Here is a 15,350-nt window from a genome sequence, read left to right as displayed (position 1 = left end):
GAATTGACGAAAATGGAATACAAACTGGTTGTTGACAGCTGCTGCGAGCTGATACCGGAGCTCCGAAGCCTGAACCCCGAATCTGCCCCCCTTTCGATGCTGCTGGACGGCGTCAACTATATCGACGATGAACTTTTGAACATCAATCATTTCATCAGCGCCATGCGTTCCAGCAAAAACACCCCAAAGTCGGCCTGCCCTTCACCGGAGGTCTTCGCGGAAAAATTCTGCAAAGGGATGAATGTTTTCGCCGTTACCATTTCCTCAAAGCTCAGCGGTTCCTATAACAGCGCCCTTGTCGGGGCGAAAATGGTAATGGAAGGCGGCCCGGAGCGCAGAATCCATGTGTTCGATTCCCTCTCCGCATCCGCGGGCGAGATTGCCGTTAGCCTCAAAATCAAAGAGTGCGTGGATTTAAAGATGGATTTCGATTCCATCGTCAAAACCGTAACCGAATTTATTGACGGAATGAAGACCTTTTTTATCCTTGACACATTGGAGACGTTGATCAAAGCCGGACGCGTGAGCCGCATTGCCGGCTATGCCGCTTCCGTCATGTCGCTGCGGCCAATCATGTGTGCTGATAACGGCATGATCAGGCTGTATGAAAAGGCGCGCGGTTCCGTACGCGCTTTCACCCGTTTAGTGGACCTGATCGGGGAAAGCTGCACCAATTTTGCCGACCGCACACTGGTGATTACCCACTGCAACAACGAGCGGCAGGCGCACTTCATTAAAGCGGAAGCACAGCGCCGGTTTCATTTTAAAGATATCAAAGTGACTTCCACCGGCGGGCTCAGCACCATGTACGCCAACGAAGGCGGCGTCATCATCGCGTTCTGACATCATACTTATATAAAAAAAGCAGCCGCCCGGGGGCGGCTGCTTTTTTTATGCGTGGTCTTCCTTGATGCTGCCGGATTTATAGGCCTGCAGCAGGCATTTCAGATCATCAATATTGCGCTGCAGACGCGCACCATTATCTGTTTCCTTGATTTTGATGCGGGATTCCATGCGGTCAAACACGACTGTCGCGGAAAAGATATCCTTATTGTGCTCAATGGCATCTTTTGTGGTGGAAAACGGCTCATGCGCCGCGATCCGGATACCCCAGGAATTGTAAATCAGCGTGTAGCCGGCGATTCCTGTGGTTGGCTGATAGGCGCGGCAGAAGCCCCCGTCAATTACAATTAAGCGGCCGTGCGCCTTGACCGGATTTTCGCCGTCTTTGGATTTGACCGGCACGTGCCCGTTGATGATATGGCAGTGGGGGCCCCTGAGGCCAAATTCCTCCAGAATGCGCTCGCAGACACCCTCATCGTTATAATAGGAATAATAAGGGTTTTTTTCCTCCGCCCAACTGGATTCATCGGCAATCAGCATCCGCTCGAAGGTTGCAATGTGATCCCGCCCGAAAAGCGGGGAATTGCGCCCGCACCAGAGAAACCACAAAAAATCTTTGCCAAACTGTTTTTCCTTCGTTCCCGGCTTTGCATAATAGCCCTGCCGCGCGATTGCCTCCGCCCGGTCCATAAACGACTTACCCGAAAGCCCCCTGCATCCGATATCGAACTTCATAAAGGACCCGTCGGGGTTCATCGGGATGCATCCATGGAACAGCAGGTTCCCGTTAAAGCATTTATACAGACCGCCCTTGGAATAGAGAAACTTCGCATGTCTCTGCAGCTTTTCACTGCGCAGAAAGGCAAATTTCAGCTGCTCCATGACAGCGGCTTCCTCATCGGAAAGCGCATAGGGATTTTCCCGGTCTATCGTCGGGAAAGCCGTATCCAGCAACGGATATTCGCCTTCCCCGATCCGTACGCTCCCCTTTTCAAGGTCCATTTTATCCAGCAGCAGGCGATCCTCCATGCCAAACTGCGGATTGCGCAGGAGCACCTGCCCTTCAAGCTTCTGAAGGATGACCGCGATCGCTTTATGCATTCTGGCCGCCAGTTCGAGATCTTTGGCATTATAGATTACAGCGTCGCCAAACATCTTGGGAGCAAAACAGGAGGTATCCACATCGCGGTAGACCTCATTTGCAAACAGGGCCAGCGGACGCAGGCTGATGCCATAACCGGTCTCAATCACCTCCAGATTGTTATAGGTGATCGAATTGTTGAGCACCGCCGCAATGCACGTCCGGCTGCCGGTAGCCGCGCCCATCCAGAGTACGTCGTGGTTTCCCCACTGAATGTCCACCGAATGATGCTTCATCAGCAGGTCCATGATGATATCGGCGCGCGGCCCCCTGTCAAAAATATCACCGACAATATGCAGGTGGTCAACCACCAGCCGCTTAATAACGCCGCACAGGGATTTCACAAAATCATCGGCGCGGTCGATATCGATGATGGTAGAGATAATGTTCTCATAGTAGTCTTTTTTGTTATGGACTTCATAGTTGGTGTTTAGGAGCTCGTCGATGATGTAGCCGTAATCTTTCGGCAGCGCCTTGCGCACCTTGGAGCGCGTATATTTGGAGGACACCAGCCGGCAGATCTCGATCAGCCGGTTCAGCGTAATCTTATACCATTCATTCAGGTCCGCGACCGTTTCATGGATTTCCTCAAGTTTTTCTTCGGGATAATAGATCAGCGTCGCCAGCTTGGCGCGTTCCTCCCTGGAAATACTGTTTTCAAACAGGATATCCACCTTTTCGCGTACAGCCCCCGAGCAGTTGTTGAGGATATGAAAAAACGCTTCATATTCCCCGTGCAGGTCGGACATGAAATGCTCGGTGCCTTTCGGCAGGTTCAGAATCGCCTGCAGGTTGATGATTTCCGTGCTGGCAGCCTGCACAGTGGGGTATTGGCGGGAAAGTAATTCAAGATAACGAAGATCGTTTGCCTGATGCTCTTTATAGTCCATTTTATCCACCCTTCGTTCTCCGTAAACACAAGCAGCCGAGTAACAGCCTTTTTCTTCGTTCTTATTATCCCATGTTTGGACCGGTGATGCAATCCTCTTTTTCTGCCTGTACCATAAAAAAGCCGCCCGACAGGCGGCTTTTTTATATCGTAATCTCTACGGCATTTCCGTCAGGGTCGGCGACACAGCTTTCATAATAACCGTCCCCGGTGATGCGCCGGGCGGAAATCAGGCGATGCCCGTCCTGTACCAGCCGGTCGGTCAAAGAATCCACCGCTTCCCGGCTTCCCACGCTGAACGCAAGATGGGTAAACCCCGTAAACCCGGCCCCGGCAGCGCCGTCCCGCAGGGACGGCATCCACATCAGCTCAAGCCGCGCGCCGTCATCGAACGTCAGAAAGTAACTCTGCATTCCGGATTTGCTTTGGTAGCGGTCATTGCTGGATGCACCGAAATAGGTTCGATAAAAGTCACGCAAAGCATCCAAATTGCGGGTATAAATGGCGATATGCTCTATTTTCATTGCAGCCACCTTATACAAATAGTATTATAAATTGACAAAATAATCAACCAACCGGGAACTGCAGTTTGGCAAGGCAGCATTTGGATTTTCCCTGGGCATCTGTGTACTCAAATGCACCCACCATTGTTTCGGGATGGTAGGAAACCAAATCGCTGAACACGGTTTCCATGACCACATTGCCCCTCCGGTCTATGAGGCAGATTTTCCCGTTCTGCTTGACAAACGCCACATCTTTGCCTTTCAGAAATTGACCGGCGCTGTCAAACTTTGTATCGATCACCATCTGGCCGGCGCGGTCAATATAGCCCCATTTTTCGCGCTGGGTCATAATCAGGTGATACGGTTCTTCGTTTGTTCCGTCGCTGAATACGATGGTGTACGTATCGGGAACGACCACTTCACCTTTCCCGCTGACAATGCCATAAAGGGACTGTCCATCACCTTCCAGCGCATAATAGCCCTTTTCCAGCGCATCGTCACTGTTGGAAACCATCCTGTCATACCTAGCGGAAATGAGAATGTTCCCGTCCTCATCCAATACGCCGAATTTCCCCCTGTGCTCATAGGCGGCGCATCCGTCGGTGCCGAACGCGTACACATAGTCATACATCGGTTCGATGGCAGGCTTGCTGTCCGAAAGGTCTGTAAAGGCTCCCCACCTTCCATCCTTTTCTATGCTTGCACTGGAATCATAGAGCGCCACATCGTCCCATTCGGGTTTGATGAGCACATCGCCGTTCAAATCCAGAACACCCTTTTTCCCATTTTTGGTAAAGACCGCGGCCTCGCACTGCTCGTTAAACTGGTCGATCTCCTCAAACTGGGGGTCAATCCTATAATCGCCGTCCGGTTCACAGATTCCCCATTTGCCTGAACTCTTCACAAGAATCAGGTTGGCCGCAACAGACGGCCGCACCTCTTCGCACGCGAAATTTTTGATTGGGCGCATCTGTTTATCATAAAAACGAAGCATGCCGTTTTCGAACAGCAGCACATTTTCCGGGAATACGGTCAGCTGGTCGCCTCTCGAATAGGTCAGCAGCTCCTTGCCGTCCCTGTCGATCAGTTCATAGGTGTCTCCCATCTCACAAATAAAGGTGTCGTTTCGCTGGGGCTGGATGCTGTCATATTGAAACGGCAGCAGTTCTTCACCCGTGCGGCCGTCCACCACGCCGTATTTTCCGTCCCTGCGCAGCGCGACCCCGCTGTTTCCGTCGCGGAAAGCCCAGCTTTCCCCGTCGTCGTCATAGACAAAATCGGTGATGATCTTTCCATTTTCGTTCGCGAGGGCAAACTTTTCACCCTCCTTGCTTTTCAGTCCAAAATAATCCGCTGTCTGAAATCCGCTGTGGCCGCCCCGGTTCAGTTCCTGATGCACGCTGTATTGCGCGGGGGTGATCAGTTCGACACCATAACCGGCAGCCGATGAAAACAGCGTTTCCGGCAGACCGACCGCTTCCGGCGTTGTCGCAGGCAGCCCTTCCGGCATCGGTGCGGACCCGTCCCGGGAAGATGCTTCTCCCTGCGCGGAGGACGTGCCCTCAATAGGAACCTGGCGCGGCTGCGTGTCAACTTCCAATAAACCCGAAGCGGACGGTTCCTGCGGCGCATCAGCAGGCTGTGTGTTCTGGCAGCCTGTCAAAACCAGCAGGGCTGTCAGCGATAAAGCCAGTAGTTTTCGTATCATAGTATTCCCCTTTCAAGGGCTGACTGTTTTCGTGGTTTTTCAGGGCGCACTTTCCTTTGCCTGGCCTGTATCCCGTATATTATATAAGTATTAGTGTCGGATTTTTGCTGAATTCCTGCATCACCCGGAAATTTTATTCACAGCACACGCAAATGCGAAAGCGTCTCGCCAATCCGGCCCTGAATCAGCAGGTCTGCCTTTACATCTAAAGACGTGGGCGATTTGTTGATGACTACCAGCCTGCCCTTACAGTAGTTGACCAGCCCCGCCGCCGGATAAACCGCAAGCGAAGTACCGCCCACAATCAGCAGGTCCGCCTGCTCCAGCGCGCGTACTGCGCGCGCAATGGTATCCCCGTCAAGACTTTCCTCATAAAGCACCACGTCCGGCTTGATGATTCCTCCGCAGCTGCAGCGGGGGATTCCCTCGGAACTGAGGATTGCCTCCAGGCCGTAAAATTTGCCGCAGCTCCTGCAGGTATTGCGCAGAACAGAGCCATGCAGCTCCAGCACGTTCCGGCTCCCGGCCGCCTGATGCAGTCCGTCAATATTCTGCGTGATGACCGCCGTCAGCTTTCCCGCCGCTTCCAACTCCGCCAACTTTCGGTGGGCGGCATTGGGCTTTGCCTGCGGGCAGAGCATTTTCGCCCGGTAAAACCGGAAGAATTCCTCAGGGTTTCGTTCAAAGAAGCGGTGGCTCAAAATGGTTTCGGGCGGATACGCATAAGTTTGACGGTACAGCCCGTCCGTACTGCGGAAATCGGGGATGCCGCTTTCGGTGGACACCCCGGCGCCGCCGAAAAACACCGCTCTTTTACTTTCATCCAGCAGTTTTTGAAGCTGCTCCCAATTTTCCATCTTTCCTGCCTTCTTTCACGCGGTCTGCCAGCCGCTGCCGGCATTGTAGGCACAAAGGGCCCATGCAATGGCCCCGTCGTCTGTTTTTCTGTATTCCAGCATCATTTCAACGGCGTTATGCCCATCTTCTGCGTAAATATATGCATATCGATCTCCGAACAACGAGAAGGTATCCGGATAATACCGCATGGTACCGCCCAGTTCCGCTTCAATCGGAATCAGTTCCGGTTTTTGCTCCAAATCCGCAAGCAGGGCGGCGGACTCCGCGGAATCTGCCGGCTGTTTCTCCCGCAGTTCGGCCAATTGGGCCTGCAGGATATCGTTTTCTTCAAGGGCGGCGCTCAGTTGGTTAAGCGCATCCTTGCTGTTCTTCAGCCGAAAAGCACCCGCAGAAATCAGCACAAGGCATACACACAGCAAAAGCAGGACTATCCCGATCAGGGTATTACGCGCAGATTTTTGCATGGTTGTCCCTCTTTCCATCAAGCTCTGTTTTTTTCCTTGGCAATGTTCGGCTCTGCTTTGATTATAGCAAACTGTGCCGGGTCTGTAAACTTTCCATCGGTCCGCTGTTCACGGCTTTTACAGCCGCACGCATCGAAACGGGTTTCCATTGCCTTCCACAACGCGGCGGATATCCCCATAGGACATCCATAAAGTCGCAGTGTTTTCGTTGGGATGAACGCCCAAACGCGGGTGTCCCTCAAGATCCTGATCAAATACCACTTCCACTTTTGCGTCGCGATCATTCAGGACGCCCATCGGCGTCACCTCTCCCTGGTGCAGCCCCAGAAATTGTTCCAGCAGTTCCGCCGAAGCAAAGCTTAGCCGCCCCGCCCCCAGAAGCTCTCCAAGACGTCTCAGATCAACCTGCTTGTCTTTTTGCACTGTGACAAGAAAAAACCGTCTTTTCTTTGCGTCGCGCAAAAACAGGTTTTTCACCACCTCGCCGTCCAGCGTGACACCGAGGCGTTCCATCTCATCAATTGTAAATACCGCCGGATGCTCCACCAGTTCATAAGGAATTCCTAATGTGTTCAATCTTTCCAGAACAGCTTCACGCTGCGTCATAACGATCCCCCCATTGTTGTCAAAGCATACATCATTTATAGCATTGTCAGAAATCATTTGCAACTATTCCACCAAATTTGAAAGACTCATCTTGACGAACGCTGAAAAAGCAGTATAATAGTATGTACAAATCGAAAAAGACGCTGAAAAGAAGAGTAGGTTTTGGAAGCTCCCGCAGAGAGCCCCGTTTGGTGCAAAGGGGCGGAGACGAAAAAGCTGAACATGGTCTTGGAGTTGCACGGGCGAAATCTTTTAGTCCGTGACGGGTTCACCCGTTACAGTGACAGGCGGTTGAAGCTCTCTGCCGCTGTGAGGTTCTCTGGCGCAAGCCGGGAGCAAAACAAGGTGGTACCACGAAGCACAGCTTTCGTCCTTGGATAACGTCCAATGGAGGAAGGCTTTTTTTATTCCCAATTGATTCAAACAGGGGGCTATCACTTGATACAGATACAACATCTCAGTAAGGTTTTTCAAGATAAATCGGGCGAAACGGTCGCTTTGAAGGATGTCAACCTGCACATTCAAAAGGGGGATATCTTTGGCATTATTGGCATGAGCGGCGCAGGTAAGTCCACCTTACTTCGCTGCCTTTCCACATTGGAAAAGCCTACCTCCGGCAGTATCCTGCTGGACGGCACCGACCTTTCCACCCTGACCGGCTCACGTCTGATCTCCGCAAGGCGGAAAATGGGGGTCGTGTTTCAGGGCTACAACCTGCTCATGCAGCGGACGGTCCGGCAAAACATCGCGTTTCCGCTGACCTTGTCCGGTTCCGGCAAAGCCGGCGCTGTCAGGCGGGCGGACGAGCTGCTCGAACTGGTCGGGCTCTCCAACAAGGCGGAAAGCTATCCTTCCCAGCTTTCCGGCGGGCAAAAGCAGCGCGTAGCCATTGCGCGCGCGTTGGCTACATCCCCCGAGGTCCTTCTCTGCGACGAGCCGACCTCCGCTCTGGATTCGCTGACCACAAAATCGGTTCTGGAACTGCTTCACGATATTAACACGAAGCTGAATGTCACGATCGTCATCATAACCCACGAAATTGCGGTCGTGAAGTCCATCTGCAACAAGGTTGCTGTGATTGACTCTGCGGAATTTGTCGAGTGGGGAGACACAAAAGAAGTCTTTGAACATCCGAAAACGGATATGACCAAACTTCTGCTGGGATATGAGGTGCTGAAATGACACAACTATTAACGCAAGGCACCATTGATACCCTGTATATGACAATCGTCTCCACCTTTTTCGCCTATGTGCTCGGCCTGCCTATGGGAGTACTGCTCTCGGTAACCGGAAAAGGCGGTATTATGGAAAATCAGCCGTTCAACTCTGTATTCGGCTGGCTGATCAACATCCTTCGTTCCTTCCCTTTTGTCATTCTGATGATCGTCCTGATTCCGTTTACCCGCCTGGTTACCGGCAAAATGATCGGGACAAACGCCGCATGCATCTCGCTGATCATCGCCGCCGCGCCGTTTGTCGCGCGCTTGGTGGAAAGTTCCTTTGCGGAAATCGATATCGGTGTGATCGAAGCCGCCAAGTGCATGGGCGCGACCAAATGGCAGATCATCTTCCACGTGATGCTGACTGAAGCGGTTCCATCCCTGATCAGAGGGCTTTCGATCACCACCATCACCCTTATCGGCTATTCCGCCATGGCGGGCGCTGTGGGCGCCGGCGGGCTCGGTGATATTGCCATCCGCTACGGCCTGCACCGCTATCAATATAACGTCATGATGCTCACCGTGCTGCTTTTAGTGATCATTGTGTGCATCATTCAGATTATTTTTGATTATTTAGCCAATCATGTTGACAAAAGAAACCGGTAACCTTTCGCCGTGTGTGTACAGCGCGGCCGGGTTTATATAGATCGCAATCATCTTGGAGAAAAGAAAAGAGGTTAAAAAAATGAAAAATAACAAAAAACTGCTGGCGCTTTCGATGGCTCTGGCTCTTACGCTTACCGCTGCGGCCTGCGGCGGAAAAACTGAACCCGCTTCCTCTTCCGAGGCGGCGGCACCCGAATCTTCCCAGGCTGAATCAAGCGAAGCTGCTTCCGGAGAAACTGTGACCCTGAAGGTCGGCGCTTCCCCGGCTCCCCATGCGGAAATTCTGGAATCGATCAAGCCCGTCCTCGAACAGGAAAGCATTCAGCTTGAAATTGTGGAATTCACGGATTACGTGCTGCCGAACAAGGCGCTGGACGCGGGCGATATCGACGCAAACTATTTCCAGCACCTCCCCTATCTGGAAAACTTCAACCAGGAAAACGGAACAGACCTCGTGTCCGCCGCTGCCATCCATTTTGAGCCGCTCGGCGTTTACCCCGGTAAAGCCGCTTCTGTCGACGCTTTGGCTGACGGGGCAAGCATTGCGGTTCCAAACGATCCCACCAATGAAGCGCGTGCGCTGCTCCTGCTCCAGAAACTCGGTGTCATCAAGCTCAAGGACGGTGCCAATCTCGAAAGCACCCCGCTTGATATTGTGGAGAATCCGAAGAACATCAAATTTGAGGAAATGGAAGCCGCTCAGCTTCCGAACGTCCTGCCGGATGTTGACCTCGCTGTCATCAACGGCAACTACGCCGTATCCGCCGGCATCGCCGACAAGGTTCTGACCACTGAGGACAAGGAGTCCGAAGCGGCAAAGGAATTTGCCAATATCATCGCTGTCAGGGCCGGTGACGACACCCGCCCGGAAATCCAAAAACTGGTGGAGGCGCTTCAGAGCGAAGACGTTGCCAAGTTTATCAACGAGAAGTACAACGGCACTGTCATCCCTGTGTTTTAAGCGTCAGCCTGTAATCGAAAAAAGCACAAAGACCGGCAGGGAGCCGGCGCAATCATGCGCCGGCTCCCTGCTTTATTAAGTTGCAGAGACGTTCCGCATACTGCCCGAATCCCCGGTCATTCGGATGCAGATACCCGTCGGTAAAAAGTTCTTCCTCATGGTCTACCAAAGCCTGTTCGTCAACCGCAAAAAAGTCAAACGTGCGGGCAAGCAGGACAATAGCACCGCAGGTTTCTTGAAAGAGTTCCCGTTCCGGCTCGGAAGAAAGGTCCGCACGCCAGATCGGCGGTATCACCACGATTCTGGATTTTGGATAAAGTTTCAGGACATCACTAAAATAAGTTTCCGCATGCTCTGCGATCACGTTTACATCGTGAAAAATCCTGAAATCATTGGTTCCATAAGCGACGAATACAATATCCGGGTTAAAATTGATCTTTTCATCTAAAGATTTTTGCTCATAGTAAAATCCGCCTACCCCCTGGTTCAGCGTTTCCGCTGACAGGCGGCGCCCTAAAATGGACGGATAAGCCATCGAAGAATGCTGGCACTGGATGCCCTGCGTAATGGAATCTCCAACGAAAAGCAGGCGTGTCCCGGATGGAGGGGCGGGAGCATAACTGGCAAGGTTCAGGTCGGAAATGCGGGCGCACGCCATTGCGGGCAGATAGATTGTAACTCTTGAAGGACTTTCACAGCGCCGTACATATTCGACGATACCACTCGGACGGTCAGCCGAAACCGGAACGGTCTGAACAAGTTCACCCTCTTCGTAAATATCAAATGTATTCTGACTGCGGACAAAGCTATGTGCACTGTAATGAAAAGACAGTCTGCGCTGGTCCGTTGTAAAATCCATGGTGATCCCCGACGTGCAAAGCGCACGTTCGTATAGAAAGTTGTCCCGTTCCCGGTAAAATTGCAATTGAGTATCGGTAAAACGAACAGGGCAAAGCGTCTGTCCATTTAAAACCCGAACAGAAAGGCAATTCCTGAATAGATCGTCATACATGATTTTCCCTCCTAAAGAAAGTCGGTGCTTATTTGCAGAATTACTAAAAATACTTGAATATACGGCGAATATATGTTAACATACTAGCATAGTTGGTTCTGTAAATCAAGAATTGGAGGGAAAACCATGCTTGAAGTTTCCCATCTGACGAAACGTTACGGTGATAAAATTGCAATAGAAGATCTTCACTTTACTGTTTCTGAAGGAGAAATTGTTGGGCTTCTGGGTCATAACGGCTCCGGAAAATCCACTACAATGAATATCATTGCCGGATGCCTCTCCGCTACATCGGGCAGCGTCCGTATCGACGGGTCGGATATCGTGGAGTCCTCTTCCGAAGCGAAATCGAAAATCGGGTATTTACCCGAAAACCCTCCCCTCTATCCGGATATGACCGTTAACGAGCAGCTGATTTTCGCGGCGAACCTGCGCAGAATTCCCAAGCAGAAGCGCGAAGAAGCAATTGCCTTAGCGTGTGAACAAGTGAATATCAGGGGCGTACGCCGCAGGCTGATTAAAAATTTATCCAAAGGCTATCGCCAGCGTGTCGGATTTGCGCAGGCGCTTCTTGGGGAACCCGAGCTGCTGATTCTGGATGAACCGACCGTGGGGCTTGACCCGCGCCAGATTATTGAAATCCGTGAAACCATCGCAGGATTAGGGAAAACCCATACCATTATACTGAGTTCTCACATTCTCTCCGAGATTGCCGCTGTTTGCAAACGGGTTGTTGTTTTAAGCAACGGAAGACTTGTCGCAGACGATCTTCCGTCAAAACTTGTTGCAAAGATGTCTCCGGAAGGGAAACTGGTGTTGCGCGCAGATGGAACGCCGGAGCAAATTACGGCCGCAGTCCGGGCGGTTACCGGGATCAAATCCTGTACGCCGCAGGTCAGTCCGGAGGATGGGCAGGTCGAATTTATACTTGAAACGCAAAGCGGCGAAGACATCCATCGCCCGCTTTTCTTTGCGCTGGCAGAGGCTCAGTGTCCAATCCGGCTGCTGAAACCGTTGGAAACAAGTCTGGAGGATATTTTCCTGCAATTGACTCAGGACAGGCGTTATGAGGAGGCAAACTAATGGGAGCCGTCTTTAAAAAGGAATTATGGCAGTACTTTCACTCCATGGTGGGATATGTTTTTCTCTGTATTTTTTTACTGCTGAGCGGATATTATTTTTCGGTCGGCAATTTGCTCAGCCAAAACGGGGATATCAAAGGATTTTTTTCGTCGATGATTCTGGTGATTATGTTTTTGATTCCCATGCTCACCATGCGGTCCTTTTCGGAGGAGCGCAAAATGCGGACAGACCAGCTTCTGCTGGCTTCCCCAGCCCCGCTAAGCAGGATCGTGCTTGGCAAATTTCTTGCTGTTCTTACTGTTTTCAGCGTCGGCCTTGCAGTTACACTCACTTATATTGTAATTCTGGCGGCTTTTGGCTCCTTTGAATTTCTGATTGTATTCGGAAATTATTTTGGAACACTGATCGCTGCCGGCGCGTTTATCGCCGTCGGTATGTTCCTTTCCGCTCTGACAGAAAATCAGGTCGTGGCCGGAGTCATCAGCTACAGTACGCTTCTGGGGCTGTGGCTGATTGGATTTGTCGGGAGCTATATTGCGAAAGGGCCGATTCACACCCTTGTAACCTATCTGTCGTTAAGCAATAAATTCGACGAATTTGCCATGGGCATTTTCAGCATGTCCTCTGTGGTTTATTATATCAGCATCACCATACTGTTTCTGTTTTTGACCACCCGGATACTGGAACACAGAAGATGGGAATAGGAGAAGTATTTCATGAATAAAAAATACAGTTATACAGTTGTTTCACTCCTGATCATCCTGTTGGCTGTGGGAATTACAGTACTCGCAAATATCTGCGCAGCGGTTGGAACAGACCGATTAGGCCTTAAATTTGATCTGACCGCAAATAAACTCTATGAGCTTTCAGACGAAACAAAAAGCATCGCTGCGGCCCTTCCCGAGCCTGTGACCATAACGGTATTCAACACGCAGGAGGATTTTCTGCCGCTCCTGAAAGAGCTTTTTCTGCGCTATGATTTGGCCGGAGACCGGTTAACCGTGAGATATGTTGACCCTTATCAGGACCCCAACCTTGTGGATTATTACAAGCAAAAGGGGTTTGAGATGGCTCTGGGCAGCGTAGCGGTGGAAGGAAAAAGCGGACGGATAAAAGTATTGCAGACAGCGGATTTCTACGAGATTGACAGCGACACCAATACCGTAAAGAGTCTGGTCGCGGAACAGCAGATGACTTCCGCTCTGCTTTATGTCACCAATCCTGAAACACCTCTTGCACAGTTCACGGACGGTCATAATGAACAGCCGTCCGCGTCGCTGATGAAGCTGTTTGAACAAAATAATTATCTGGTAAAAAGGACAACCCCCGCAGTCATGGGAATAGACGACTCTGCAAAAATACTGGTGATCGCCTCCCCTGTCCGCGATTTTTCTTCGGATGAAATTACTCAGCTGGACGCATTCCTGTCACGTAGCGGACGGTTGATGGTATTTCTTGAGCCCTCCTCCGACGACTTCGAGCATTTAAAAGCGTTTCTTGCCGAATGGGGAATTGAGATAACCGACAGTATTGTTCTGGAAAAAGAGCTGTTCAGCGGAGGAAATCCGCTGAATATTGCGCCAATCTATGCGCCGCATCCAATCAACCAGTACTTTTCCTCCAACCGGTATTATCCCGTCATGCCGTCCAGCCATGCGCTCAAACAGCTTTACCAGCGTCAGGGCAACATATCCACACAGCCGGTTTTATACTCTTCCGGCGACTCGTATGCAAAAGAAGGTACCATGACCGACACCGCGTTTCTCCCGGGCGATGCGCCCGGCCCATTCCCCGTTGCTTTAACCGCGGAGAAGAATTTACCCGGCGGCAGCGGCAAGGCACGTATTTTTGCAGCCGGGTGCCGGGATATCTATGCCGATGATCTGATGGCGGTCCAGAGCTATGCCAACGCCGATTTTTTGGCTCAGGTGATCAATTGGTGCGCTGATACCGGCTCCGGCATCAGTATCCCCGCGAAATCACTGCAATCTGAACCGATTCCCATCATGACCAATCAGGCAGTCCTTCTCAGTTTCGTACTGGTCATCCTTGTTCCATTCGCAATATTGGGATTTGGAGTCGCTGTTTATCTGCGGAGGAAACACTTATGAAACAACAGATCCGTCTGCTGAAACAATTAAGTATCGCGTTTGCCGCGATGCTGGCAATAACAGGTATTCTGTGGTTCGGTGCTCCTCAGGGTCGCACCTCGCCTTCCGTACCCGCTGATTCTGTCACTGTCACGGATATCAGTGTGGCTTCGGTCGGAGGGGTGGCTTTGCGCAATCCTTCCGGAAGCGTTGGCATGATGGTTGCTCCCGAAGGCATCACGCTGGTTGATGCGCCGCAGGGAAACTATTCCAGTGAAAAACTCAAAGGATTTGTTTACTACTTCTCACATCTGAAAGCGCAAAAGGCCATTCAGCCGAAATCTTCCCTTTCTGAATATGGACTGGACAATTCGGAAAGCAGCATTTCACTGCTGCTTTCCGACGGCAGCAAAATACGTTTGTATCTGGGAAAAGCAAATCCGGTGGATGGCACCTATTATCTGCTGAAGGAAGGCGATTCACAGGTTTACATCGTCGAGGCCTCTGCTGCTGCGATGATGAACCAGGGAATTGACGACTTTCGATCCATGGAACTCTTCCCTCCTGTGAACGATACAGCACTATCCGATCTGACAGAAATCACAATTGCGCATGGCGACGATTCTTATACCTTAAAGCGCCGCGAAAGCGGTGATACCGGGGACTTTTACGATCTTGCCTCTCCTGTTAAGGCTTCCCTGGACTGGCAGCTGGTGGAGGAACGCGTGCTGCTTCCGCTGGAAGGCCTTATTCCCGACAGTTTTGTCTCCGCGGACCGGCCTTTGTCCGAATTTGGTCTTGACAAACCGGACTATACGGTTACTCTCGTAATGGGGGGGCAAACCTATACCGCCGGTTTTGCCCGGCGAGACGACCAGTCTTATTACTGTGCCGATCTGTCCGGAAAGCAGGTATTTTTGATTTCCGCAGAGAAATCGGCTTTTCTGACAAACCGTTATACCGGCCTGCTTGGCGGTTCCATTTATACACGCAACATAACTGAGATCGCGGATCTTGCAATAACCGGAAACGGATTCCAATACCATCTTGCACTGTCAGGTGAAGCGGAATTCCTGAAAGGAGACGCAAACGGCAAGATTCTCGATTATATCGCAGTTACCACCTTCTATCAGGAAATTTCGGAAATTCCGATCGCAAAAGAGTTATCGGAAGATGAGAGCATCGCCGGCAGTCCCGTTTTAACGATGACAGTGAAGCTGCGGGACGGCGGAATGGATATCCTGGATTTTATTCCCATATCTGACAGACAGTGCGCAGTATCTGTTAACGGGCAGGCGCACTTTACCACCTATCTGTCTGTGGCAGAAGATATTCAAAAGTCTTTTCAGCATGTCTTTTCATGAAGGCA

At 51.3% G+C, this 15,350-nt stretch carries 15 protein-coding genes and 1 other annotated feature; of the genes, 8 read left to right on the top strand and 7 right to left on the bottom strand.

Translation table 11 applies throughout. The annotated features are described in order from the left end of the window. Nucleotides 1-12: 12 nt before the first annotated feature. Nucleotides 13-843 (top strand): DegV family protein, encoded by an 831-nt coding sequence (locus tag C1A10_RS12220; RefSeq protein WP_101910524.1) that lies wholly within the window; start codon nt 13-15, stop codon nt 841-843. A 48-nt stretch (nt 844-891) separates the two neighbouring features. On the opposite strand, the gene C1A10_RS12215 is transcribed toward C1A10_RS12220, so the two are convergent. The 6 genes from C1A10_RS12215 to C1A10_RS12190 form a co-directional block, all read right to left on the bottom strand. Beyond that, entirely contained in the window at nt 892-2,874 is a 1,983-nt protein-coding gene (locus C1A10_RS12215) for a fructose-1,6-bisphosphatase (RefSeq protein ID WP_101911653.1), read from the bottom strand. A 142-nt stretch (nt 2,875-3,016) separates the two neighbouring features. Further along, nucleotides 3,017-3,397, bottom strand: a complete 381-nt coding sequence (locus C1A10_RS12210; RefSeq protein WP_101910523.1) for a VOC family protein — start codon at nt 3,395-3,397, stop codon at nt 3,017-3,019. A 43-nt stretch (nt 3,398-3,440) separates the two neighbouring features. After that, a complete protein-coding gene (locus C1A10_RS12205) occupies nt 3,441-5,084 on the bottom strand; it encodes a WG repeat-containing protein (RefSeq protein ID WP_101910522.1) in 1,644 nt (547 codons plus the stop codon). 137 nt (nt 5,085-5,221) lie between these two features. Further along, on the bottom strand, nt 5,222-5,941 hold the full coding sequence (locus C1A10_RS12200) for an NAD-dependent protein deacylase (protein ID WP_101910521.1): 720 nt from the start codon (nt 5,939-5,941) through the stop codon (nt 5,222-5,224). Between the two features lie 15 nt (nt 5,942-5,956). Next, nucleotides 5,957-6,406: a hypothetical protein gene (locus C1A10_RS12195; RefSeq protein WP_101910520.1), complete on the bottom strand. Its 450-nt coding sequence runs from the start codon at nt 6,404-6,406 to the stop codon at nt 5,957-5,959. 117 nt (nt 6,407-6,523) lie between these two features. Beyond that, nucleotides 6,524-7,012, bottom strand: a complete 489-nt coding sequence (locus C1A10_RS12190) for a prolyl-tRNA synthetase associated domain-containing protein (RefSeq protein ID WP_101910519.1) — start codon at nt 7,010-7,012, stop codon at nt 6,524-6,526. A 134-nt stretch (nt 7,013-7,146) separates the two neighbouring features. Next, nucleotides 7,147-7,390 (top strand) — a binding site (T-box leader). Between the two features lie 60 nt (nt 7,391-7,450). Here C1A10_RS12190 and C1A10_RS12180 point away from each other — a divergent pair. The 3 genes from C1A10_RS12180 (at nt 7,451) to C1A10_RS12170 (ending at nt 9,799) form a co-directional block, all read left to right on the top strand. Then, a complete protein-coding gene (locus tag C1A10_RS12180; RefSeq protein ID WP_101911652.1) occupies nt 7,451-8,194 on the top strand; it encodes a methionine ABC transporter ATP-binding protein in 744 nt (247 codons plus the stop codon). Continuing rightward, nucleotides 8,191-8,838: a methionine ABC transporter permease gene (locus C1A10_RS12175; protein WP_101910517.1), complete on the top strand. Its 648-nt coding sequence runs from the start codon at nt 8,191-8,193 to the stop codon at nt 8,836-8,838. The genes C1A10_RS12180 and C1A10_RS12175 overlap by 4 nt, the downstream gene beginning before the upstream one ends. A gap of 79 nt (nt 8,839-8,917) precedes the next feature. Next, nucleotides 8,918-9,799: a MetQ/NlpA family ABC transporter substrate-binding protein gene (locus C1A10_RS12170; RefSeq protein ID WP_101910516.1), complete on the top strand. Its 882-nt coding sequence runs from the start codon at nt 8,918-8,920 to the stop codon at nt 9,797-9,799. A gap of 52 nt (nt 9,800-9,851) precedes the next feature. Here C1A10_RS12170 and C1A10_RS12165 read toward each other — a convergent pair whose 3' ends face one another. Further along, entirely contained in the window at nt 9,852-10,811 is a 960-nt protein-coding gene (locus tag C1A10_RS12165) for an SGNH/GDSL hydrolase family protein (RefSeq protein WP_101910515.1), read from the bottom strand. A gap of 126 nt (nt 10,812-10,937) precedes the next feature. On the opposite strand from C1A10_RS12165, the gene C1A10_RS12160 reads away from it, so the two are divergent. The 4 genes from C1A10_RS12160 to C1A10_RS12145 are packed head-to-tail and all read left to right on the top strand — an operon-like array spanning nt 10,938 to nt 15,345. After that, nucleotides 10,938-11,891: an ABC transporter ATP-binding protein gene (locus C1A10_RS12160; protein WP_101910514.1), complete on the top strand. Its 954-nt coding sequence runs from the start codon at nt 10,938-10,940 to the stop codon at nt 11,889-11,891. Continuing rightward, nucleotides 11,891-12,595, top strand: a complete 705-nt coding sequence (locus C1A10_RS12155; protein ID WP_101910513.1) for an ABC transporter permease subunit — start codon at nt 11,891-11,893, stop codon at nt 12,593-12,595. Before C1A10_RS12160 ends, C1A10_RS12155 begins: the two co-directional genes overlap by 1 nt. Nucleotides 12,596-12,607: 12 nt before the next feature. Continuing rightward, complete coding sequence (locus tag C1A10_RS12150) at nt 12,608-14,002, top strand: GldG family protein (RefSeq protein ID WP_101910512.1); 1,395 nt, start codon at nt 12,608-12,610, stop codon at nt 14,000-14,002. Next, nucleotides 13,999-15,345, top strand: coding sequence for a DUF4340 domain-containing protein (locus tag C1A10_RS12145; protein ID WP_101910511.1), 1,347 nt, complete (start codon nt 13,999-14,001; stop codon nt 15,343-15,345). Before C1A10_RS12150 ends, C1A10_RS12145 begins: the two co-directional genes overlap by 4 nt. Nucleotides 15,346-15,350 lie beyond the last annotated feature (5 nt).

The organism is Marasmitruncus massiliensis (assembly GCF_900186535.1).
In the GTDB taxonomy this organism is placed as follows: domain Bacteria; phylum Bacillota; class Clostridia; order Oscillospirales; family Ruminococcaceae; genus Anaerotruncus; species Anaerotruncus massiliensis_A.
This window is presented reverse-complemented; position numbering and strand designations above follow the sequence as displayed.